The 22,679-nt window shown below is 41.8% G+C and carries 27 protein-coding genes and 1 riboswitch; of the genes, 17 read left to right on the top strand and 10 right to left on the bottom strand.

The window, feature by feature from the left end; all coding sequences use genetic code 11:
- Positions 1–18: 18 nt before the first annotated feature.
- From C6W18_RS06700 to C6W18_RS06690, 3 genes are read right to left on the bottom strand one after another with little or no spacing between them, the layout of a single operon-like run.
- Positions 19–1,143, bottom strand: coding sequence for a Ger(x)C family spore germination protein (locus C6W18_RS06700; RefSeq protein ID WP_034316917.1), 1,125 nt, complete (start codon positions 1,141–1,143; stop codon positions 19–21).
- A complete protein-coding gene (locus C6W18_RS06695) occupies positions 1,140–2,234 on the bottom strand; it encodes a GerAB/ArcD/ProY family transporter (RefSeq protein ID WP_105926807.1) in 1,095 nt (364 codons plus the stop codon). Before C6W18_RS06695 ends, C6W18_RS06700 begins: the two co-directional genes overlap by 4 nt.
- Positions 2,221–3,645 (bottom strand): spore germination protein, encoded by a 1,425-nt coding sequence (locus tag C6W18_RS06690; RefSeq protein ID WP_105926805.1) that lies wholly within the window; start codon positions 3,643–3,645, stop codon positions 2,221–2,223. The genes C6W18_RS06695 and C6W18_RS06690 overlap by 14 nt, the downstream gene beginning before the upstream one ends.
- Positions 3,646–3,758: 113 nt before the next feature.
- Here C6W18_RS06690 and C6W18_RS06685 point away from each other — a divergent pair, with 113 nt between their 5' ends.
- From C6W18_RS06685 to C6W18_RS06675, 3 genes are all read left to right on the top strand, one after another.
- The gene (locus C6W18_RS06685) at positions 3,759–3,926 is read left to right on the top strand and encodes a YvzF family protein (protein WP_003213147.1); all 168 of its coding nucleotides are present in this window, start codon (positions 3,759–3,761) and stop codon (positions 3,924–3,926) included.
- Positions 3,927–4,013: 87 nt separating this feature from the next.
- A complete protein-coding gene (gene fumC / locus C6W18_RS06680) occupies positions 4,014–5,408 on the top strand; it encodes a class II fumarate hydratase (RefSeq protein WP_105926803.1) in 1,395 nt (464 codons plus the stop codon).
- A 123-nt stretch (positions 5,409–5,531) separates the two neighbouring features.
- The gene (locus C6W18_RS06675) at positions 5,532–5,870 is read left to right on the top strand and encodes a hypothetical protein (protein ID WP_034317442.1); all 339 of its coding nucleotides are present in this window, start codon (positions 5,532–5,534) and stop codon (positions 5,868–5,870) included.
- A 21-nt stretch (positions 5,871–5,891) separates the two neighbouring features.
- On the opposite strand, the gene C6W18_RS06670 is transcribed toward C6W18_RS06675, so the two are convergent.
- Complete coding sequence (locus C6W18_RS06670) at positions 5,892–6,770, bottom strand: TetR/AcrR family transcriptional regulator (protein WP_105926801.1); 879 nt, start codon at positions 6,768–6,770, stop codon at positions 5,892–5,894.
- A 192-nt stretch (positions 6,771–6,962) separates the two neighbouring features.
- On the opposite strand from C6W18_RS06670, the gene spxO reads away from it, so the two are divergent.
- The gene (gene spxO, locus C6W18_RS20020) at positions 6,963–7,127 is read left to right on the top strand and encodes an anti-adapter protein SpxO (RefSeq protein WP_003212782.1); all 165 of its coding nucleotides are present in this window, start codon (positions 6,963–6,965) and stop codon (positions 7,125–7,127) included.
- 21 nt (positions 7,128–7,148) lie between these two features.
- Here the strand turns inward: spxO and C6W18_RS06665 are convergent, their stop codons facing one another.
- Both C6W18_RS06665 and C6W18_RS06660 read right to left on the bottom strand, forming a co-directional pair.
- Positions 7,149–8,480 carry a HAMP domain-containing sensor histidine kinase gene (locus C6W18_RS06665; RefSeq protein WP_034316928.1) on the bottom strand — a complete coding sequence of 444 codons (1,332 nt, stop codon included), beginning with the start codon at positions 8,478–8,480 and terminating at the stop codon, positions 7,149–7,151.
- Positions 8,477–9,154 carry a response regulator transcription factor gene (locus tag C6W18_RS06660; protein WP_105926799.1) on the bottom strand — a complete coding sequence of 226 codons (678 nt, stop codon included), beginning with the start codon at positions 9,152–9,154 and terminating at the stop codon, positions 8,477–8,479. The genes C6W18_RS06665 and C6W18_RS06660 overlap by 4 nt, the downstream gene beginning before the upstream one ends.
- Before the next feature lie 336 nt (positions 9,155–9,490).
- Between C6W18_RS06660 and C6W18_RS06655 the strand changes: the two genes are divergently transcribed.
- Complete coding sequence (locus C6W18_RS06655; RefSeq protein ID WP_034316934.1) at positions 9,491–10,876, top strand: S1C family serine protease; 1,386 nt, start codon at positions 9,491–9,493, stop codon at positions 10,874–10,876.
- Positions 10,877–10,917: 41 nt separating this feature from the next.
- Here the strand turns inward: C6W18_RS06655 and C6W18_RS06650 are convergent, their stop codons facing one another.
- Positions 10,918–11,760 (bottom strand): oxidoreductase, encoded by an 843-nt coding sequence (locus C6W18_RS06650; RefSeq protein WP_223251651.1) that lies wholly within the window; start codon positions 11,758–11,760, stop codon positions 10,918–10,920.
- 126 nt (positions 11,761–11,886) lie between these two features.
- On the opposite strand from C6W18_RS06650, the gene C6W18_RS06645 reads away from it, so the two are divergent.
- The 3 genes from C6W18_RS06645 (at position 11,887) to C6W18_RS06635 (ending at position 13,634) form a co-directional block, all read left to right on the top strand.
- Positions 11,887–12,333, top strand: a complete 447-nt coding sequence (locus C6W18_RS06645; protein ID WP_189318069.1) for a YusW family protein — start codon at positions 11,887–11,889, stop codon at positions 12,331–12,333.
- Positions 12,334–12,479: 146 nt separating this feature from the next.
- Positions 12,480–13,310, top strand: coding sequence for an ABC transporter ATP-binding protein (locus tag C6W18_RS06640; protein WP_008347057.1), 831 nt, complete (start codon positions 12,480–12,482; stop codon positions 13,308–13,310).
- A gap of 72 nt (positions 13,311–13,382) precedes the next feature.
- Positions 13,383–13,634, top strand: a complete 252-nt coding sequence (locus C6W18_RS06635; protein ID WP_105926793.1) for a YusU family protein — start codon at positions 13,383–13,385, stop codon at positions 13,632–13,634.
- Positions 13,635–13,668: 34 nt separating this feature from the next.
- On the opposite strand, the gene C6W18_RS06630 is transcribed toward C6W18_RS06635, so the two are convergent.
- Genes C6W18_RS06630 through C6W18_RS06620 form a run of 3 tightly spaced genes read right to left on the bottom strand, consistent with a single transcriptional unit; the run spans position 13,669 to position 14,444 of the window.
- Positions 13,669–14,016: a spore coat protein gene (locus tag C6W18_RS06630; RefSeq protein WP_105926791.1), complete on the bottom strand. Its 348-nt coding sequence runs from the start codon at positions 14,014–14,016 to the stop codon at positions 13,669–13,671.
- 12 nt (positions 14,017–14,028) lie between these two features.
- A complete protein-coding gene (locus tag C6W18_RS06625; protein WP_223250686.1) occupies positions 14,029–14,262 on the bottom strand; it encodes a hypothetical protein in 234 nt (77 codons plus the stop codon).
- A 44-nt stretch (positions 14,263–14,306) separates the two neighbouring features.
- The gene (locus tag C6W18_RS06620; protein WP_003212904.1) at positions 14,307–14,444 is read right to left on the bottom strand and encodes a YuzL family protein; all 138 of its coding nucleotides are present in this window, start codon (positions 14,442–14,444) and stop codon (positions 14,307–14,309) included.
- A 199-nt stretch (positions 14,445–14,643) separates the two neighbouring features.
- On the opposite strand from C6W18_RS06620, the gene C6W18_RS06615 reads away from it, so the two are divergent.
- The 9 genes from C6W18_RS06615 (at position 14,644) to C6W18_RS06575 (ending at position 22,467) form a co-directional block, all read left to right on the top strand.
- On the top strand, positions 14,644–17,031 hold the full coding sequence (locus tag C6W18_RS06615; RefSeq protein ID WP_105926789.1) for a 3-hydroxyacyl-CoA dehydrogenase/enoyl-CoA hydratase family protein: 2,388 nt from the start codon (positions 14,644–14,646) through the stop codon (positions 17,029–17,031).
- Positions 17,032–17,043: 12 nt separating this feature from the next.
- The gene (locus C6W18_RS06610; RefSeq protein WP_099727003.1) at positions 17,044–18,219 is read left to right on the top strand and encodes an acetyl-CoA C-acetyltransferase; all 1,176 of its coding nucleotides are present in this window, start codon (positions 17,044–17,046) and stop codon (positions 18,217–18,219) included.
- A gap of 14 nt (positions 18,220–18,233) precedes the next feature.
- Positions 18,234–20,015, top strand: coding sequence for an acyl-CoA dehydrogenase family protein (locus C6W18_RS06605; protein ID WP_105926787.1), 1,782 nt, complete (start codon positions 18,234–18,236; stop codon positions 20,013–20,015).
- Positions 20,016–20,126: 111 nt separating this feature from the next.
- On the top strand, positions 20,127–20,483 hold the full coding sequence (locus C6W18_RS06600; RefSeq protein WP_105927424.1) for an arsenate reductase family protein: 357 nt from the start codon (positions 20,127–20,129) through the stop codon (positions 20,481–20,483).
- A 66-nt stretch (positions 20,484–20,549) separates the two neighbouring features.
- Positions 20,550–20,933, top strand: coding sequence for a glycine cleavage system protein GcvH (gene gcvH, locus C6W18_RS06595; protein WP_008347039.1), 384 nt, complete (start codon positions 20,550–20,552; stop codon positions 20,931–20,933).
- A 44-nt stretch (positions 20,934–20,977) separates the two neighbouring features.
- The gene (locus tag C6W18_RS06590; protein ID WP_034316955.1) at positions 20,978–21,214 is read left to right on the top strand and encodes a YusG family protein; all 237 of its coding nucleotides are present in this window, start codon (positions 20,978–20,980) and stop codon (positions 21,212–21,214) included.
- Between the two features lie 131 nt (positions 21,215–21,345).
- A complete protein-coding gene (locus C6W18_RS06585; protein WP_105927423.1) occupies positions 21,346–21,690 on the top strand; it encodes a ribonuclease M5 in 345 nt (114 codons plus the stop codon).
- Positions 21,691–21,702: 12 nt separating this feature from the next.
- The gene (locus tag C6W18_RS06580) at positions 21,703–22,005 is read left to right on the top strand and encodes a thioredoxin family protein (protein WP_105926785.1); all 303 of its coding nucleotides are present in this window, start codon (positions 21,703–21,705) and stop codon (positions 22,003–22,005) included.
- 120 nt (positions 22,006–22,125) lie between these two features.
- Positions 22,126–22,467, top strand: coding sequence for an SCP2 sterol-binding domain-containing protein (locus C6W18_RS06575; protein ID WP_034316958.1), 342 nt, complete (start codon positions 22,126–22,128; stop codon positions 22,465–22,467).
- 102 nt (positions 22,468–22,569) lie between these two features.
- Positions 22,570–22,678, top strand: a riboswitch (SAM riboswitch).
- Position 22,679 lies beyond the last annotated feature (1 nt).

Raw genomic sequence — 22,679 nt, 5'->3', positions numbered from 1 at the left:
TTACCATTTTAACATACTCTATAAGGATTGTGTTGCGCCCTTAGTCCCGAAGTCACGGATTTTCACATTTGCCTTGTAATGAATATCCGATTCACTAAAAATCTCATCCCAATGCTTTGCTTCTTTTCGAAAGTCCTTCGGGTATGCAATACTCGCTTTTTGATAAAATCCACAAATATCTGCTTTGAACTCGTGCTGTAATACTTCGGTGAAATTCTTCACGTTGTTCTCTATCTTCTGTTGAACAATTTTCTCTACCTTTCTCAGGTATTTTTCATCAAAGGCATTTTCACGCTTATTCCAATCCTCTGACAACCTTCCCTCTATCTCAACCGTCACATCAAATTGATATCTTCCGCTGGCTGATTTAGTTGTTCGAACCTTTTGCTTTAGTTTAAACAACTCATATGAATAGATATTATTTTTATCGTCTTTGAATTCAATTACTCCACCCTTTGCTTTACCGGTTAATAGATTATAGGCCTGTACATCGAGAAGAGAGAGATTCGTTAAAAAGCGTTTGTTTTTAATAATAGAAGCTCCGTCAATCATTAATTTTCCTTTGTCTTGAGAGACCCTTGGGATAGCAAATGATACATTGTTTTGCATGGCTGATGAAATATCCCCGAGAGATACAGGGGGAAATAATTGAATAGATGACTTTGTGTTCTGAGCAATATCATATAGGGTCGATGATGCTGGTTGCCCATCATCATTGATTTTAAGCAGTTCACCAGGTTTTTCAGAGGTCATGAATACTAGGCTGCCTCTGCGAGTTTCATTATCCCGAATAAATTGGTTAATCACCAAATCAAAATCGTTTTCATTAATGAGCTCTTGAGAAAACAGATAAATTCTCAGCTGCTGTGCGAAAATGCGGTGACTTTTGAGCGTAGTGGATCGAAAGATTTGGTGTACAGAATTACCGTTTGTTTCAATGATTTTGGTCGGGTCTTTCACACTAGCTTGCTGGTCAATTTTTTGAGGCACGAGTACTTGCAAGGATAGCTTTAATTTATGATCATGATCACCTTTGTCAAGTGCATAGCCGATGGCCATGTTCAGTTCTTCAATATTTGTACTGTCCCAGCAGCCGCATAACAAGATAAGGGGCAAGAGGGTGAGGACCGCTCTCTTTTTCATGTTGATTTTCTCCTCCTTTTCAGAACCACAATAACGAATAAGAGAAAGGGGAGTATTCCGAACAAAAGGAAAAATAGATTGTTCACATATATTAAATAATTTCGCACTGTATCGACATCCTTTGGGAAAATGGCCGCAAAATAGATCACAATTGTCATCAGCGCGAGCACCATTATTTTAGGAAGCTTGGTTAGTTTTGAGACACCGATTGCTGCAAAGAATGTATAACCAACAAAGCTTGTATAAAGCTGGACAAGCCATACGATCAGTAAAAATGATTCAAATCGTTCAATAAAAATACCTTGGATATCAAAGGATTGAAACAAAGCGATGGTTGGCCAAGTCAACGTCGCCGTTTCTTTTACAGTGAGCGCACCAACGACAAGCACATAGGTGAAGATATAAATGATCGAAGGTATCAAAAAGCCGACTGTACTGTATGCAAAGGTGTGTTTTTGAGTTTTCATATATGCGGGCATAAACAGCATCATCTCGATCCCTACAAAAGATATTGCCGACGCATTGAGTGATTTCATGACAGGGGAGAAGCCTTCTCCTAATACGGGCCGGAGATTATCTAGCTTAAACTCTTGTAGACTGAATCCATAGGCGACAAATAAGATGATAAGTGTGACGATGAGAAAAAAAGGACACAGCCTGGCAAAATCACCAATCCCACCAATTACAAGATAAAAGCCGACCAAAATAAAGCTAAGCATTGTGACAGTTGTTGGCGTGTTTTGAAGCAGGAAGAACTTCACCATTTCCGACATGGCCCGTACTTCATAACTGGCGACGCCAAGAAAATAAATAATGATCAACAGGTTGGCAATAGAGCCAATCCATTTCCCAAGCCCTTCCTTCGTATAATCATAGTAAGAGGAGAAAGGAACCTTTTTCATCATGAGCACGTTCACAAAAATAAACACAATGTAAACGGAACTCATCAGTAAGAGTGCAATCCAGCCGTCAGGTGTAGATGCAGCCTGAGCCATCGCTCTTGGCATGATCACCATACTTGCGCCTAGTGTGGTATTGGCAATAATGGCACTTGCCTGATAGCTTGTAATTGACTCTTTATGATTGACCATGTCGTTCTCCTTTCTTTTGATTTTTCAAAGGCAATCGAATGATGGAATTGTCTTCGTTTTTATAGCTGAACACAAAATCCGGCGAGAAGTACGGTGTGCCAAAGCTTTTTTGGCGAGTCAAATGTGTAAGTAGTACGAGCATGAACAGCACAAGCCCGTATAAGCCAAATGCAGCCGCCGTAAACATGGATACAAAGCGAAGCACGCGGAATGACATGCCCATCCCGTATTGAGGAACGGTAAAGGATGCAAGTGCAATAACACTCACGATAATCACCATGATCGAACTCACAATATGAGCTTGTACGGCAGCCTGTCCAATGACCACTCCGCCCACAAGTCCGATCGTTTGACCAAGTGGATTTGGCAGCCTTAAGCCAGCTTCCCGTAATAGCTCAATGGTCATCTCCATAATGAGTGCCTCCACAATAGGTGGAAAGGGGACATTCTCCCTTGTGCTTGAGATCGAAATGGCCAAAGTAGTTGGCAGAAGCCCTTGATGGAAGGACACGAGAGCAATATAAATTGCTGATAAAAACAGCGTGAGAAAGATCGAGGTAAATCGCAGCAAACGAATAAGAGAGGCGGCGATCCATCTTTCATAATAATCATCAGGTGATTGCATAATCGTCGCAAGGGAAGCAGGCACAATTAATATAAAAGGCGAATGATCGACAAAAATGGCGACTCGCCCATTGTTCAAAGCAGAGGCGACTTTATCAGGCCGTTCTGTGTTTTGAATTTGCGGAAAAGGAGAATACACATTGTCTTCAATGAGCTCCTCAAGAACACCAGAGTCTTGTATATCATCAATGGTGACTTGTTTGAGCCGTTTTTTTACCTCTTTTAAAACAGAGGTTTCAACGATACCGTCAATGTACATGATGGTCACTTGGGTGTATTTCTTTTCCCCGATCTTCATGTTAACTGTTTTGAGGTCAGGGTTTTTCAAGCGCTGTCGCACGAGAGCCAAGTTCGTGTTTAAATCTTCAATGAAGCCAACTTTTGGCCCTCTTACGACTGTTTCAGATGTAGAATCCCCTAAACTGCGTTTCTTCGTTCCCTTCGTCTCTAAAATATAAGCATGTTGAAATCCGTTAATCAGTACCACACAATGTCCTTGAAAAATCGCATCGATTATTTCTTCAAATGTCTTCACCGTACGGGTTGTCATCATCGATAAATTGGATTCCATCTTCTCTTTTGTCAGAGAGGTATGATCTTGCAGCAGCAGCTTTAAGAAGGTTTGAATGTGCATGGTTTCGTTCATTTCTTTAATGTATAAATAATAAACAACCTGTCCGTGAGGTAACGTTTTTTTCTCATGGATCAAATCGTCCATATCCTTTAACTGCGGGAGAATGACGGAGAGATTATCGTATAAGTGCTCTTTCAATGGAGTTTGATTCAAAAGGATCACCCGCCTTAACATCTTTTTCTTAGCATTACCTGCTTGAAAAAACAATATTCTGTGTTACATTATTTTGTGGTAAAAGAAAGAATGAGGGTTTTGGAGGAAACAAGATGGCACAAATTCGTTTAGCAGGAACAAAAGAGGAGATTGACCGTATTCTACAGTCGTTTGACAAGCATTACGAGGTGACGTATACGTCAAAGGATTACGGAAAAACGAACCCAAAATACAAATATTCGAAAGATGTTCGCGTTTATATTGAACTAAAATTAAAATAAAGATAAAATTTTAATTGAAAACGCTTAAAGGATTTTCGTTTTTTGTATAGAATAGAGTTGAGTGATGAAGCTATGGAGGGATACATAATGACGGAATTTAGAATCGAAAAAGACACAATGGGCGAAATCAAGGTGCCAAAGGACAAGTTCTGGGGTGCACAAACACAACGAAGCAAAGAAAATTTCAAAATCGGTTCTGAGAAAATGCCAAAGGAAGTTGTGAATGCGTTTGCAATTTTGAAACGTAGCACAGCGATTGCCAACGAACGTCTTGGCAACCTTGAAAGTGAAAAAGCAGAAGCGATTGCTGCTGTATGTGATGACATCATCAGCGGAAAGTATGACGAGCATTTCCCGCTTGTTGTTTGGCAGACAGGTAGTGGAACGCAAAGTAACATGAACATGAACGAAGTCGTTGCAAATAGAGCAACTGCTTACTTGAAGGATAAAAATAGTGAATTCAGCATTCATCCGAATGATGACGTAAACCGCAGCCAAAGCTCAAATGATACATTCCCAACTGCTATGCACGTAGCAGCTGTTTTAGCTGTGTACAAAAAATTAGTACCTGCGATTGATCAGTTAAGAGCAACTCTTGATGAGAAAGCAAAGGCGTATCAAGAGATCGTCAAAATCGGTCGTACGCACCTGCAAGATGCAACACCACTTACAGTTGGTCAAGAAATTAGCGGCTGGGTTTACATGCTGGATCGTTCGAAAGAAATGATTCTAGAATCAACTGAGAAAATGAGAGAGCTTGCGATTGGCGGAACCGCTGTTGGTACAGGGATTAACGCACATCCTGAGTTTGGTAAATATGTCGCTGAAGAAATCAGCCAGCTGACAGGTCAAACATTCAATTCTTCACCAAATAAATTCCATGCGCTAACAAGCCATGATGAAATTACGTATGCACACGGTGCCTTAAAAGCACTTGCGGCTGATTTAATGAAAATTGCCAATGATGTGAGATGGCTTGCAAGTGGTCCTCGCTGCGGAATTGGCGAATTAATCATTCCTGAAAATGAGCCAGGAAGCTCTATTATGCCAGGAAAAGTCAACCCAACCCAAAGTGAAGCTTTAACAATGGTTGCAGCGCAAATCATGGGAAATGATGCAACAATCGGTTTTGCAGCAAGCCAAGGAAACTTTGAGCTTAATGTATTTAAGCCGGTCATCATCTATAACTTCCTGCAATCAGTTGAGTTACTTGCTGACGGTATGAACTCATTCCATGACAAATGTGCAATTGGAATCGAACCAAACCTAGAAACAATCGAGAAAAACCTGAATAATTCATTGATGCTTGTGACGGCACTTAACCCGCACATCGGGTATGAAAATGCAGCGAAAATAGCCAAACTTGCGCACAAAGAAGGATTAACATTAAAAGAAGCAGCACTTCAATTAGAGCTCTTAACAGAAGAGCAGTTTGAACAGTTTGTCAAACCAGAAGAAATGGTGACACCGAAAGCAAAATAAGGAACCAGGGGCGGCTGCCCCTGGTTTTTATTTGAACAAAAATATAGAGGTGAATGTTTGTTGAGAACGTTAAAAACAAGATTTATCAGATGGTTACGTACACGTGATGTAGAATTTTTTCAAGTGATCTCGCACGACTCTAAAGAGTCGGCCTTTTTGTTATATCTTGATCAAAGGCGGTCGCAGGATGGTAATCATATTGATGTATTTTTGATCTCTCATTTTGACCTGTCAGAAGAAACATATGAAGATGTTTTAAGTTTCAATAATGATATGCTTGGCTCTAAGCCGAATTGTTCGTATTGTATGGACACAATATCAGTGGAAGAAGAATTTGAATTTGATTTTCCTTGTGACATGCTTGCCATTCAAAGATATGTAGATAACCTACTAAAAAGAGTTCAAGCCAACAAACTTCCTGCACTGACAGAAAAGGATTTTAATTATTTATCACAACAATAAACCCAGGGGCTGCCCTGGGTTTTACAAGTGATCCTCTTTCAAAATGCGCAAAAGTGATTCAGAGATGGCTTGAAGCGGCACGTGCAATTTCAGTTGATACAGCATGCCTTTGACGATAACTTGTCTTGGCTTTTGTTTGTTGAACTCATTTTCTAAAATGCCAAGCGCTTCAAATAAATCAGGCTCGTCTTTCACTTCATAGTGTTCTTCTGCAAGCTCTCTTAATTCTTTTAACAGAGATTCTGTCAGCGGGTCGAATGACCGTTCATAAATAGGACCAAACCAATCACTCGCTTGATCTACGGAAATGAGCGGAACATCGTTTCTCTTCATCATGCCGCCCATCAAATCATCAATACGGTGAATCATGGTTGTGGCAAGCTCCTCAGCCTCTAGCTGAAAATCATATAAAATCGCAAGCTCAAAATAAACGTGACTCATGCCCTCTATCGTCAAACAAAGATCAGCCATATAAGGAATAGCAGCGTCTCCATACACCTGTTTAATGTTATCAATGTGAAGCTGGATGGTCGCAAGCCTAATTTGTTTCGCGAGCTGCTGCGTTTCTTCATTCAATGGAAGCGCTCTATCGCTCAGCTGCATTTTAATAAAATCTTTTTGCTGCAAAATATTATCGTAATAGACAGTGAGCTGTTTACGATAGGCTTCTTTTGGTGTGCCGCCCTCTGTTTGAACCTCGTGAATGCGGGTAAATACCTTATCGTAATAGTAATGCAAGATCGAAATGAGCAGTGCTTCCTTTGATTTAAAATAAAGGTAAAAAGCACCCTTTGATATATGGCAATCATCCGCAATTTCCTGAACAGACGTTGTATTGTAGCCTTTACTGGCAAATAATTTCATGCCGGCCTCAATAATCATTTTTTCTTTCTTTTTCAATATGGATGTCATCCTTTCTTACCGAGAGACAAATGTCTTAGGGAACGTACGCAAAGAGATGTGACTTATCGGTCATAAACGACGAAAGTTTTCAAAAATTAATCAGATTGTAACTTGTTTTTTACAGTGTAATTCTTTATATTATAAAGTAAGGTGACCAACTGGTCAAAATATGTGAAAGGATGATGTTCTATGAGAGAAATCGATGATATGATTAGACGCTTGCGAACAAAAGGGATTCAAGTAGAAAAAGTCAAAATGCCGAAAGAAACCACAATTGAAAAGAAATGGATGTATCAAGCTGGCAAGAAGATCAAAGCCACATACCGTGATTTCAATGGGTATTCATTCATCTAAAAAAAGACTGCGGTCAAAAACCTACAGTCTCTTCTTTGGAACAGTGATCGTATAACGTACACCTAGATCATCATTTTCAATAGATATGGACGCTTGATGCATTGAAAGGATTCTTTTGACAATGCTTAATCCAATACCGAATTCGCCCTTTTTTCCCTTACTAAAAGGTTCGTATAGGTTGGATAGCATATGTTCTTCAATTGGAGGACCGTCATTCCGAATGACAATGCGGACTTGTTCCTCTTCCTGCTTCATATGAATATCAATTTTACTTTTCGCGTAGCGAAGTTGATTTTCTAGTACATTTTCAAATAATTTGCTCCATTGTTCTGGATCGCCTTCAAGTGTAGCCTCATCATCTAAGTCCACGTTCCACTGCAATTCATTTTTCGACCAGCGTATTCGGTCGACCACTTCCAGCATCGTATTACTCACGAGGAAGGAAGAATGTGCAGGGTGTTGTTTTGATAAATAATCAAGCTTTGTTAAGTACAGCAAATCCTTGATTTTCTTCTCAAGCTTTTCCGCTTCACCTTCGATGACTTCTACCGTTTGTTCAAGATCTCCTTTGGGAAAAATACCATCTTTAATGGACTGCGTATAGCCGCGGATGACCATGACAGGTGTCTTTAAGTCATGTGATATATTTTGCAAAAGTGTTCGTTCCGTTTCATCCTTTTGAATGAGTTTTTGCCTCATTTCTTCAATGGTGTGACCGAGCTTGCCGATCTCATCTTGCCGGTCAACGATCACAGGGTCGTCCCAGTCCTCTTGTGCAATCCGCTTCACGTGCTTTTCAAACGCAACGATCGGACGCGATAAGTAGCGTGCAAGCCAAATAGATGGAATCCAGCTCAGTAAAATAACGGTGCCTAAGATAAATATCAGCTGTTTAAACAGCGTAAAGGACAAGTCGTCTCGATAAGAATCTGGTGCATAGGACAGGAGAATATATTGTGTATTGCCTGTTGATACCTTTTTGATCACAAAAAAGATATGCTGGCCATTGACCTCTTCAGAATAGCGTTTTGTTGCGCTTTTTTGCTTTTTCACAAAGGATTGGACCTTCTCAATAAACGCATGCGGGAAAAACTGCGCCATCTGGTTTAATTCATCAGACGGGATCAGAATGTGCTGAACCGAGCGATTTTCTGGAGTCGACTTTGGCGAGCCGTCTCGGTTCAACGGGTATTCTGTTAGCACTTGCTGTTCATTTTCAATATTTTTATAAATTTCATTCGTGAAGAAATTGCGTAATGTGTTTGAAAATAAAATGATCAGGACAATCGAAATCGTTAGCAAAATACCGGAGATCACGACCCAAATTTGAAAAGCGAGTGGTTTGTTCTTCATCCCTTTAGCATCCTATAGCCAAATCCATAGATGGTCTCGACTTTTAAGTCAGGCATTTTTTTGCGCAGCCGTCTGACAAGGTCATCGACAACACGATCTGTCCCGAAGTAATCGTGTCCCCAAATCTTGACGAGTATATCTTCTCGTGAAAAAGCATGTCCTTGATGATGTGTAAATAAGAGCAGCAAATCAAATTCCTTAGAAGTTAAGTTAATGAGCTGATCCCCTTCATACACCTCTCTTACATCCTCATGAATAACATAGGAGGAAACGGGAGTGATACTTTGCTGCTGCGGGGTACCGCTGTTTTTATACACAAGCTCCAGCAGTTTTTGCACCCGGATAATCAGTTCACGCGGAAGAAATGGTTTCGCAATATAATCACTGCTCCCTAGCTCTAAGCCGAGGACACGATCAATATCTGCATCACGTGCTGAAATGAAAATAACCGGTACGTCAGGTGACGCGGCCTTGATTTCTTTAATGAGTGTGTAGCCGTCTGTATCAGGCAGCATGATATCTAAGATCCATAGATGCGGCGGATTGTTCATTGCCTCACGTGCCGCTTCTCCGGTTAAAAAAGAGGAGACATTCCAATTTTCACTTTCTAAATATTTGGTTAATAGTTCATTTAAGTTTTGTTCATCTTCAACTAAATATATGGTGTACGACAAAGTCTTCCACATCCTCTCAACGTCATTATAACGGGATACAAAGGCGGCATGTCAACAATCACACGCTTTTTTCACAATTTCACATATTCTTCTCATCATTATCCCATAATGTTTGATTATGATAAGCTCAAGGGAAAAAAGGGCATAGACAAAAAGCTGATAAATAGGTGCTTTTCACCAATGTGCGCACCTTGCTTTTTTTCTATGAATAAGTATTATATAATTTGACATATTGCCATAAAGTATTTTCAATGATTTTGCCATTAAGAGGACATGAGTCCTATCTACACATATGAATGAAGCATGTCATGAAAATGATGCAAAGGAGTGCAAGCGATGGATTTCCGAAGAGAAGATGAAGAGAAAAAGATGAATCATCAAGAAGACGCACATCAAGAAGAAACACATCAAGAGAATGAACAACAAATAGACGAACCACAAAAAGAGAAAGAACTCGTTTTTCACCATCATGAAAACGAAACATCTGCATCTCAGGAGAGTGTGACAAACAAATCTCCTCAAATGATGGATGACCGTGCTTCTAAAAAAGAGAAAAAACGGAAGGCAGCATGGCTGAGCCCGATTCTTGGAGGGATTATTGGCGGAGGTCTTGTGCTTGGCATTACGCCGCTTTTGCCGCAGTCACAGGATACAGCCGCAAACACTCAAACCCAAACAGCGTCAAGTGAACCAGCAACCTCTGATAATTTCTCAACAAAACAAATCACAAATGCTACGAATGTAGCTGATATGGTAGAAGATTTAGAGCCGACTATTGTAGGGGTTTCAAACTATCAATCTACACAAAATTCGTTCGGTCTTAGCGGTGATTCAACAGAAGCTGAAGCTGGAACGGGTTCAGGTGTCATCTTCAAAAAGGATGGCAAGAAGGCGTACATTATTACAAATAACCACGTAGTCGAGGGTGCCAATAAATTAAAGGTCACGCTTTATGATGGGAAAACAAAAGAAGCGAAGCTAGTTGGTAGTGACGTCATGACAGATTTAGCCGTTGTCGAGATTAACGCTGACGGTATTGATAAAGTGGCAAGCTTTGGTGACTCTTCTAAGCTTCGTGCTGGAGACAAAGTAATCGCCATTGGAAATCCGCTCGGTGCGCAGTTCTCAGGTACTGTGACAGAAGGGATTATTAGTGGTGTTGACCGTACCGTTGAAGCGAATACGTCATCTGGTACTGTTGAGATGAATGTGCTGCAAACAGATGCAGCGATCAACCCAGGGAACAGTGGAGGTCCACTGATCAATACGAATGGTCAAGTCATTGGTATCAACAGCTTGAAAATCAGCGAAAGCGGTGTGGAATCACTCGGATTCGCGATCCCAAGTAACGATGTGAAACCGATTGTAGATGAGTTATTGAAAAATGGAAAAGTCGAACGTCCTTACCTTGGCGTACAAATGATTGACCTTGAGCAAGTGCCTGAAACGTATCAGGAAAATACGCTCGGATTATTTGATAAACAAATCGGCAAAGGCATTTACGTAAAAGATGTATCAAAAGGATCACCTGCACAAAAGGCAGGCTTGAAATCTGGAGATGTGATCATCAAGTTTAAAGGGAAAGACGTGGCGAACAGCTCTCAGCTGAAAGAAATTCTTTACAAAGAAACAAAGATTGGCGATAAAGCCACAATGACCGTTATCCGTGATGGGAAGAACAAAAACCTAGATATTACCCTTGGACAGTCTGATAACGAATAAATGAAAACAGGTGGATGAAAGGTCCACCTGTTTTTTTGTGCTTATTTTTTTGATGAGAGTGTACGTAAGATGATTTTTTCCCACAAGTTCCAAGGCAAGAGTTGCTTTGCTATGAATGAAAGTCGAACGCCTTTCCCAACAAGATATCTTAGTTGTTTTAGCTGTTTCTTCTCTGCAAGTGTGACAACGAGATCCGCGACTTCACGAGGATCTCCGTAGTTTGATTTCTGGGCATCGATGTAGCCCATCATCTTTTGATAGATGCTTGTGTATTTAGAATCTTTTGCTGGCTGAATCATCTGTTCGTTCATGGAGGTGTTCCAAATATTTGTTTGGAAAGAGCCTGGCTCGATCAAGGCCGCCTGTATCCCAAACGAAGCCAGTTCAATCCGCAAGCTCTCAGTATAGCCCTCTAAAGCAAACTTGGACGATACATACGGAGAGAGCGCGGGCATTCCCATTAACCCGCTGATGCTGCTCATATTGAATATCTTTGCACCACTTGTCATGAACGGAAGAACCGCTTGTGTCATTGCCATTACACCAAAGACATTCACCTCGAACTGCTCGCGGTACGTGTCAATAGGAACCTCTTCAGCAAAACCAGCATAGGCTGTCCCTGCATTGTTCACAAGCAAGGTGATGGGTGCATAGGCATCTAGCTTTTTCTTAAATGCTTGAATCGACTGCGTGTCCGTCACATCTAATGCTTCAATATGTATAGATTCGAATAAAGAGGCTTGCTTCATTTCTTCGGCGAGTTTTTTGGCATTGGCTTCCTGCCTGACACCAGCAATCACTGTATAACCTTGCTTGGCGAGGCGCATCGTGATGAGTTTTCCAAAGCCGCTATTGGCACCAGTCACAATGGCTGTTTTTTTCATCATCTGGTTCTCCTTTTGGCGTATATGTTTTGTTTTCATTTACCATAACACAGTGTTTAGTTGAATAACGAAAAGAAGCTTGGAGAAGAATAAAAAACGATGATGTGAAATAGGAGGAAACACATGATGTGTTGGAAGAAGGCGGGACTAATAGGAGTGCTGCTCTTTATGCTGTCCGGCTGTCAATCAATCGAACCGTTACAACATACAAATGAAGCAGAAGCAGAGAGTCTGTCAGCTGTTCAAATGAAGGAACTGCCATTTCAGCATCTGCACTTCCAAGTACAATATGGACAAAAAAACGAGCTATACGAAGCTACCTACCGTCAGGCGAGCGGCAAAGAAGAAGCGCTCATTCGCGATCATATGAATGGTGTCCGCTATGAGGGAGAAGAAGCTCTGCGAGAGATGAAAATGAAGTTAAATGATATGTCTATTCCTAGTGCAAAGCTGAATGAGACGTATGTAAATGAACTGTTAGCTGCTTTTAATTTAGATGACGATTATCAGCGGATTCAGGTCGATATAAAGCTCGAAGATGGGACAAAACGTACATTCCAAAAAAAGAAGTAAACGAGACTTTCTCAATTTTTAATTGAAAATGATTTTCAAGATCACTTAAATCTGATACACTAAATTGAGATAAGTGATCTTTTACGTCTATACATAGACGATATTCAATATAAAAATTTGGATGAGAAAAGGAGCGTTTGAGCGGAATGAGTGCCATTTCTACTGAAGGTTTAAGCTTAGGCTACGGAGAAACAATGATCATAGATGAACTAAATGTATCAATCCCTAAGGGTGAAATCACAGTATTTATTGGCAGCAATGGATGCGGTAAATCCACGCTACTTCGCTCTTTGGCCCGTCTTATGAAGCCAATGGGTGGTTCTGTCCTGCTTGAAGGTCATTCCATTGCAAAATTACCAACAAAGGAAGTAGCGAAACAGCTCGCCATTCTTCCACAAGGACCAGAAGCGCCAGAAGGATTAACCGTGCATCAGCTAGTGAAGCAAGGTAGATATCCTTATCAAAATTGGCTGAAGCAGTGGTCGAAGCAAGACGAAGAAGCGGTGAATCGCGCACTGAAGTCAACAAAGATGGAAGACCTCGCTGATCGAACGGTTGATTCATTATCAGGTGGACAAAGACAGCGTGCATGGATTGCGATGACGTTAGCGCAGGAGACAGATATTATCTTGTTAGATGAGCCGACGACGTATTTAGACATGACGCATCAAATTGAAATCCTTGACCTTCTTTTTGACTTAAATGAAAAGGAGCAGCGCACGATTGTGATGGTTCTTCATGACCTCAATCTCGCATGCAGATATGCGCATCACCTTGTTGCCATTAAAGACAAGTCGATTTATGCAGAAGGAAGACCGGAAACCGTCATTAACTGTGATCTCGTGAAAAATGTCTTTGATATGAACTGCCAAGTGACAACAGATCCTTTATTCGGAACACCATTATGTATTCCGCACGGCAGAGGACGTTGTATTGTACAGCAGGCACAAGCCGAGACATTTCTTGCTGCAAGATAATCGTATGTCAAAAGCCTGACATCTGTTACGCACAGAGTCAGGCTTTTTTCTTAAAAAGGGGGCGGAAAATGAATGGGAAATGAATTAGACGAAAAGCTTGAAGGCTTGCTTGATAAATATACAGAGCTGCTGCTTGGTGAAACGACCGAAGCACTGAAAAAAGATGTGAAACAGTGGGTGATCTACTCACACATTGCAAAAAGCATGCCGCCTTTAGCAAAGCATTTTAACGAAACGTATCCAGAGGCAAAAGAGGAGATCAAAGAAACCATTCAGCGGATCAAGCAACTGAATGAAGCACATCGAGCTAAAAAAGATTGTTAAAAACCTGCCAGCTTTATACTAGCAGGTTTTTTCTTTATGACATCTGTGATGAACCGTATGGAGATTGATCTGTCAGTGTTTGCTGGAATTTCTGGTGTGCCTGCTGGAGTTTTTGCTGGTCAGCCGCTTCAACAGAATACCAGCCATATCTGAACATGACATCATATAAATGTCTTTGTGTTTTCTGTGTTTCAAGCGCAATTCGCTGAATATCTTGGTAAAGAGATTCATGACTGAATTCATTGAGCGCTGTGTTATATCCACTTGTCATATATTTCTCAGTCGACAGCAGATCTGTGATAAAATCACGATCATTCATGTTTGTTGTCGCGGGAACCGGGGTTTGTGGATTCCCGATTTTTTGTTGGTTTTGTTGTTCCATGTTTTTTTCCTCCTATTGCATAAAGCCAGTAGACTGGCCTTGCCCTGAGCTGCCTAAATGCTGAAGAATTTGTGTGTAATGCTGATGGTGCATTTGGCCCACTTGGTTTAATTCTTGTTTCAATGTTTGGTCCTGGCAATGCTCGGCCATAAAGTGAGCCTTTTTCATAGCGATCAAGTTCCAATTCAGCATATCCTCTAAGTACAAGGAATCCTTTACTGAAATGACTTGCGGGGGCATATTCATTTGCTGATTGTTCAAGGTGTGTTCCTCCTTACAATTTTGTTTCCTTACTGATTCTTTTTATATTGCTGATTTTGACTGGTCTTTTTTCCGCCTAGGTCTGCTTCCTGTGATGGACCTGCGTTTCCTTTTACACTTGCAGCACTTACGCCTGCTTTCGATGGATTTTTCTTCAAACGAGACATGTGGACATCACCTCCATTCTTACATTTCCCCCTCGTCTTTAATTCATACGCTGTAATGTCAAGCACAAGAGAATGTGTAAATTTTTGAAATCTGCTATTGAACTGTTTCCGAAAATCTTTTAAGATAAAGGAAGAGGTATTGCTTTTTTTTGGACAAAAAATGAATGACTGTTCATTCAAAATGTTTAGGGGGATATTTATGGGCAAACATATTCGCAAGGCGGCTGTCATTGGTTCAGGTGTCATGGGCTCAGGCATTGCTGCGCATCTAGCCAATATCGGGATACCAGTAACATTGCTAGATATTGTGCCAAATGAACTGACAAAGGAAGAAACGGCAAAAAAGCGCACGCTTGATCACCCTAGTGTTCGGAATAGATTAAGTCAAGAAGCGATGAAAAAGTTGTTAAAGCAAAAGCCAGCACCTCTTACTTCAGCAAAAAACCTATCATACATCACACCCGGAAATCTCACAGATCACCTTTCCTTATTATACGAAGCTGACTGGATCATCGAAGTCGTCACTGAAAAGCTCAGCATTAAACAACACGTATTCTCTCTCATTGATGAGCACCGCAAAGAAGGCAGTATCGTATCAAGCAATACTTCTGGTATTTCTGTTGAAAAAATGGCAGAAGGCCGATCAGATGATTTTAAACGCCACTTCTTAGGCACTCATTTTTTTAACCCAGCTCGATATTTAAAGCTCTTAGAAATGATTCCTATTCAAGAAACAGATCCAGAAGTACTTACATTTATGAAAACGTTTGGTGAGGATGCTCTCGGAAAGGGCGTTGTTGAAGCGAAAGATACGCCGAACTTTATTGCCAACCGTATTGGTACTTATGGACTACTTGTCACAGTGCGTGAAATGCTTGAGAACAAATACACAATCGGAGAAGTGGATTCTGTCACAGGTCCCCTCATTGGCAGACCGAAAAGTGCGACCTTCCGTACACTTGATGTGGTCGGACTCGACACGTTTTCTCATGTTGCCCGCAACGTATATGAACAGGTAGAAGGAAAGGAGAAGGATATTTTCCAGCTGCCTGAGTTCATTGAAAGAATGCTTGAAAAAGGGTGGATTGGCAGCAAGGCAGGGCAAGGATTTTATCAAAAAAATGGGAAGACCATTTTAGAGCTTGATCCTGTGACACTCACATATGGAGAACGGACGAAGCTGAAGGACCCAGGCATTGAGATGGCGAAGCAGCAAAAGGGAACAAAAGCAAAATTGAAAGCGCTTATTTATCAAGATGGGCGTGCAGGGCAATTGCTCTGGAACATGACGGCACCAGTACTTCTTTATTCAGCCCAACTCAAAGGCGAGATTGCGGATGATATCCAGTCCATCGATAACGCCATGAAATGGGGATTTGGCTGGCAGCATGGCCCATTCGAGCTATGGGATGCGATTGGTGTCAAAAAAGCTGCCAGTCGAATGGAAGCAGAAGGTCACAGCATCCCAGCATGGGTGCAAGATATGCTGTCAGAAGGACATGAAACATTCTATCAAGAGAATGCCGAAGGAGAGCGTGCTTTTTATCAAAATGGGGCTTATGAACAGGAGAAAGGAAACGAAAAGAATATTTCTCTAGCTAGATTGAAAAAGAAACAAGGTGTCATTTTCAAAAATACAGGTGCAAGCTTAATGGATATCGGTGATGATGTCGCCTTGCTTGAATTCCACTCTAAAAGCAATGCCATTGGGCTTGATGTCATTGATATGATCAATCGCGCTGTAGATGAAACGGAAAAGAATTATAAAGGGCTTGTCATCGGAAACCAAGGGAAGAACTTCTGTGTTGGCGCAAATCTTGCCCTGATTTTAATGGAAGCGCAGGACGATAATTTCTTTGAAATTGACTTTGTCATTCGCAGGTTCCAGCAGGCGATGATGAAGGTGAAATATAGCGAGCGTCCAGTCGTTACTGCACCGTTTGGCATGACGTTAGGAGGAGGGACGGAGCTTTGTCTCCCGGCAGCGGCTATACAAGCGTCCAGTGAAACGTATATGGGACTTGTGGAAGCAGGGGTCGGACTGATTCCGGGCGGCGGAGGAAACAAAGAGTTATATCTTCGCCATCTGCAAGGAGCATCTAAACCGTCGCAGACCGCTATACAAGATGCAACGCTGCAAACTTTTGAAACGATTGCGATGGCAAAAGTTTCGACTTCAGCTGAGGAAGCGCGTGATATGAAGATGCTGCGCGTGAATGATCGGATTAGCATGAACGGTGATCATTTAATCTATAATGCGAAACAACTGGTTCTTTCTCTTGATGAAGCAGGCTACCGTGCGCCGCTCAAGCAAAAGGTACCCGTCATGGGAGAAACAGGCTATGCAGCGATGATATTGGCTGCTGAAAATATGAGATTGTCTGGATACATTTCAGAGCACGACATGACCATTGCGAAAAAGTTAGCTCATGTCATTTCTGGCGGTAAGTTGCCATTTGGTACAGAGGTGGATGAACAATACTTATTAGAGCTTGAAAGAGAAGCCTTTTTAAGTCTTGTAGGAGAAGTGAAATCACAGGCACGCATGCAGCACATGCTCGTCAAAGGAAAACCTTTACGTAACTAGGGGGGAGTCAAAATGAGAGAAGCAGTCATTGTGGCTGGCGCAAGAACACCAGTAGGGAAGGCCAAAAAAGGATCGTTAAAACATGTCAGGCCTGATGATATGGGCGCATTGTGTGTCAAAGAAACGCTAAAGCGCGCGGGTGATTACGACGGGCAGATCGATGATTTGATTATCGGATGTGCGACGCCAGAAGCAGAGCAAGGGTTAAATGTGGCCCGGAATATTGGGGCATTAGCTGGGCTGCCTTATACGGTACCTGCCATCACCATTAACCGCTACTGTTCGTCTGGTCTTCAGTCTATCGCTTATGCGGGTGAACGAATCATGCTTGGTCAGGCAGAAACGATTTTAGCCGGAGGAGTCGAATCGATGTCGCAAGTCCCTATGATGGGTCATTCCATTCGTCCGAATGCTCTGTTGGCAGAGCAAGCGCCTGAATACTACATGAGCATGGGTCACACGGCGGAGCAAGTGGCGCAAAAGTATCAGGTCACACGTCAAGATCAAGACGCCTTTGCGGTGAGAAGTCATCAAAAGGCAGCAAAGGCATTGCAGGAAGGAAAATTTTCAGATGAAATTGTGCCCGTTGATGTAACGGAAAGACGGGTAGGAGAGCAATATCAATTAGAAGAACATCCATTTACGTTCTCACAGGATGAAGGCGTGAGAGCTGGCACAACAGAGGAAATTCTCTCAACCTTACGACCTGCTTTCTCAACAAAAGGCACAGTGACCGCAGGAAACTCTTCACAAACAAGTGATGGCGCGGCATGTGTGATGATGATGGATCGCGCGAAAGCATCTTCTCTTTCACTTCAGCCACTTGCCAAGTTTAGAGCGTTTGCAGTTGGCGGTGTACCGCCTGAGGTGATGGGAATAGGTCCAGTTGAAGCCATTCCGCGTGCGCTGAAAATCGCTGGGCTTGAGCTGAAGGATATTGGGCTATTTGAATTAAACGAAGCCTTTGCTTCTCAGGCGATTCAAGTCATTCGTCATTTAGGGATCGATGAAGAGAAGGTGAATGTCAATGGAGGGGCGATTGCGTTAGGGCATCCGCTCGGCTGTACAGGAACGAAACTAACGCTGTCACTGATTCATGAAATGAAACGGAGAAACGAGCAATTTGGCATTGTGACAATGTGTATCGGCGGGGGCATGGGAGCAGCAGGCATTTTTGAATTGATCTAAAGGGGGAAATCAGGATGAAAGCAATGGAAGATGTAAAAAAGGGTGGAAGCTTTTTAATTGATGAGACGAATTATGAGCATATCTTTACACCAGAGGATTTCTCTGATGAGCATCAAATGATTGGAAAGACAACAGAGGATTATATTTTACAAGATGTTGTTCCGTATATAGATCAAATTGAAAATCATGAATTCGAGCATTCTGTCCGCCTTCTAAAAAAGGCTGGGGAGCTTGGACTGCTTGGAGCTGACGTGCCTGAGGAATTCGGCGGACTTGGGTTAGATAAAATCAGTTCAGCCATCATTACTGAAAAATTCGCCAGAGCAGGTAGCTTCTCACTTTCCTATGGCGCTCATGTTGGCATTGGTTCTCTGCCAATCGTGCTGTTCGGAAATCAAGCGCAAAAGGAAACGTACCTACCTGGACTCGCCTCTGGCGAGACCATTGCAGCGTACGCACTAACAGAGCCAGGATCCGGCTCTGACGCTCTTGGGGCAAAAACAACCGCGGTCCTGAATGATGCTGGAACCCATTATGTCCTCAATGGAGAAAAGCAGTGGATCACGAACTCCGCATTTGCAGATGTCTTTGTTGTGTATGCGAAGATTGACGGTGAACACTTCTCTGCTTTTATCGTAGAAAAGGATTTTCCAGGTGTCAAAACTGGACCTGAGGAGAAAAAGATGGGCATTAAGGGATCATCGACGAGAACGTTAATTTTGGAAGATGCCCAAGTGCCGAAGGAGAATTTGCTTGGTGAAGCAGGCAGAGGACATGTGATAGCCTTCAACATTTTGAATATCGGACGCTACAAGCTGGCTGTCGGCACAATCGGTGCATCAAAACGGGTCATTCAATTATCGGCGGAGTATGCGAACCAGCGTAAGCAGTTCAAAACACCAATTTCTCAATTTAGCTTAATTGGAGAAAAAGCAGCCAATATGTCAGCAAAGCTTTATGCGATGGAAAGTGCTGTTTACCGCACAGTCGGGCTATTTGAACAGCGGATGGGTCTATTAAGTGAAGAAGAGCAAAAGGACGGGAAACAAATTGCTCAATCCATTGCTGAATATGCAATTGAATGTTCTCTCTGTAAAGTGCTTGGCTCTGAAACATTAGATTATATCGTGGATGAAGGTGTGCAAATTCACGGCGGTTACGGATTCATGCAAGAATACGAGGTGGAAAGAGCCTATCGTGATTCAAGAATTAACCGTATTTTTGAAGGTACAAATGAAATCAACCGTTTGCTTGTACCAGGCACATTCTTGAAGAAAGCGATGAAAGGGGAGCTTCCGCTTCTTCAAAAAGCGCAAACCTTGCAGGAAGAGCTGATGATGATGATGCCGGAAGAACCAGGTGATCAGCCGCTCGATCAAGAAAAATATTTGCTCGTCCATGCGAAAAAGATCGCCTTGATGGTGGCAGGTATGGCAGCGATGAAATACGGGAAAGCATTAGACAAAGAGCAAGAAATTCTTGTGAATATAGCGGATATCGTCAATGAGATTTTCGCTGCTGAATCAGCGATCCTGCGTACAGAAAAAGCACTCGCTCTATCAGGCGCAGAAAAGAACGCTCAAAAGCTCGCCTACACACAAATTTTCACGCAGGAAGCCTTTTTCAAGATTGAAGCCCATGCAAAAGAATCCTTGATCGCGATGGAAGAAGGGGATTCACTGCGCATGAGCCTATCAGCTCTCCGCAAACTGACAAGATTCACGCCGATCAATGTCATCGCCAAAAAGCGTGAGGTGGCTAAACGGATCTTCGAAGCAGAGAAATATATTGTATAAGAACGATTCGAAAGGTGCGGATATCACTCCGCACCTTTTTGTAAGCATACATTTAGGTTTTTAAAATATTTTGTGATAAAATGTTGTCACAATTTGCAGGAGGTGAAAATGGTGGCTTTAGATTTTTACGAATACCCATCTTGCGGTACATGCCGAAAAGCAAAAAAGTGGCTTCAAGAACACAATAAAGACATCAACAGCATACATATCGTCGAAGAGACGCCTGATAAAGAAACCCTAAAAGCCCTTTACGAAAAAAGTGGTTTAGAGCTGAAGAAATTCTTTAATACAAGCGGACAGAAATACCGGGAGCTACAACTGAAAGATCAACTTCCTGCAATGTCAGAGGACGAGCAGCTAGAATTACTCGCGTCTAACGGAATGCTAATCAAGCGTCCGATTACAACAGACGGTAAAAGAGTCACGGTTGGATTTAATGAAGATACATTTAAAAGCGTCTGGAAATGATGTAACTTTCATTCAGATTGTGGTATCTTCAATATAGACGGAAAGAAAAGACTGGAGGGGTATTGAATGAGCACACCAAAAGATTTACGTTATTCAGAAGAACATGAATGGGTCAAAGTAGAAGGAGATAAGGTGCGTATCGGTATTACGCATTTTGCTCAATCTGAGTTAGGCGATATCGTGTTCGTTGAGCTTCCTGAAGTAGGAGACAAAATCACAGCGGACGAGCCTTTCGGAAGTGTAGAATCAGTCAAAACTGTTTCTGAACTTTATGCACCGATCAACGGCACAATCGTTGAAGTGAACGATGAGTTGGATGACAGCCCGGAATTCGTGAATGACTCTCCATACGAAAAAGCATGGATGATTGTTGTAGAACCAGCTGATGCATCTGAAATCGAGAACTTAATGACAGCTGAACAATACGAAGAAATGACAAAAGAAGACTAATTTATGTGAAATTGGACACTCTACCTTTATGGGGGGTGTCCAATTTGTCTTTTCAAAAAGAACAGGTGGATATAACAGAACATGTCACTGGGCGATTCAAAGAAAGCGGCATGGTGCTTTACCATCAAAATGAAGAGATTGGCACGATGATTAGTGAAAATCAATATGAGTTGAAATCGGGTTATTCCTATGATCAAAATCGTTTTTATCGTCTGTCAGATACATTGACCCACGGGACAGAACAATATGTAGACTGTGACGATGAAAATGGCTGGTGCTAATCACAGTTAAGGCTGCAGTGAGTGAGTGCTGCAGTCTTTTTGTCGACCAAGTGCCCGATCTTTACAAGCTGAATGAAAGATTGTAATCTAAGGAAGAAGTGAATCAACGTCAAAAGGGCCGGGTGATCGTGATGAACGTCGAGATAGAGAAGGTCATCATTGTAGAAGGTAAATCAGACAAACAAAAGCTAAAAGAAGTCATTAGTGAACCTGTTACCATCATTTGCACCAATGGCACGATCAGTACATCGAAGCTGGATCAGCTCGTGGACGATTTATTGGGAAAAGACGTTTACATATTAGCAGACAGTGACGATGCTGGCGACAAACTGAGGAAGCAATTTCGAAAAGAATTCCCTGAAGCACTTCATCTGTTTGTCGACAGAACGTACCGTGAAGTGGCCGCTTCACCGTCAGCCCACATTGCATCTATCATATTAGCTGCAAACATTGATGTTCATTCGAAATATTTATGAGGGTGGACGTATATGAAAGAGATTGAAGAACATGAATTCAAAGAGATAGAGGACGATTTATTTCTTTTGTACTTATATACACCGTTTTGCGGAACATGCCAACTGGCAAAGAAAATGCTCACAGTGGTAGATGCCATGCAGCCGGATGTTCCATTTTATGAGAACAATTTAAACTATTCACCAGAATTTGCGAAAGCATTTGAAATCGAAAGTGTACCTTGCTTTCTACTGTTTAAAAAAGGTGAAATTATACAAAAAGGCTATGCCTTTCACTCAGTTCCATATCTTCATGAAATGATTGAAACCGCTAAATAAAGCGGTTTTTTGTCATATTTCAAGCAATTCATTTGAAAATTTGTCGAGCTATTTATAAAGGACAAGCCGATGTTTGTAGAGAAATGTTATGTATAACCAAATGACAGGGAGGTTATACATGTGGAAAAAGTGAAAGCCCATGGAAACGCAGGGCAGCGATTATTGCTAAAGCCGCTACTCTCCTCCTCATCCTTGAAGATTACATTTGAGGCGGAAACAGACTCTTGTACATTGATTGTGGATGAACGTGGTGAAGTGAAGAAACTACCTGCAATTGAGTTATCGGATCTCATTTTTTATGGTGAGAGGAAAGAAATTCTTCAATTATTAGATGGAGACATGTCCTTGCAGCAGCTCATTGGCAGGGGACAAGTCAAGGTCAAAGGCTCATTCCGTGCACTTCTTAGACTAGAGGCTGTGCTTTGGCTGACGAACGGTTTTTTTCGAAAAATGATAACGTAGTCGTTTACTTGGAAATTAGCGATTTACAGCGTTGACATATCTCGGGTAGCATGATATTCTACGTTAGTAAAAACATGAACATCACATAAAACAACATATTTTCTCTTATTAAGAGAGGTGGAGGGACGTGCCCTATGAAACCCGGCAACCGTCAGCATAGCTGAAATTGGTGCCAATTCACTCAAAGCCGCAACGCTTTGAAAGATGAGAGA

It is taken from the genome of Bacillus sp. LLTC93 (assembly GCF_002993125.1).
GTDB lineage: Bacteria > Bacillota > Bacilli > Bacillales > Bacillaceae > Bacillus > Bacillus zhangzhouensis.
The sequence above is the reverse complement of the archived record's forward strand: the minus strand, read 5'-3'. Positions and strand labels throughout refer to the sequence as shown.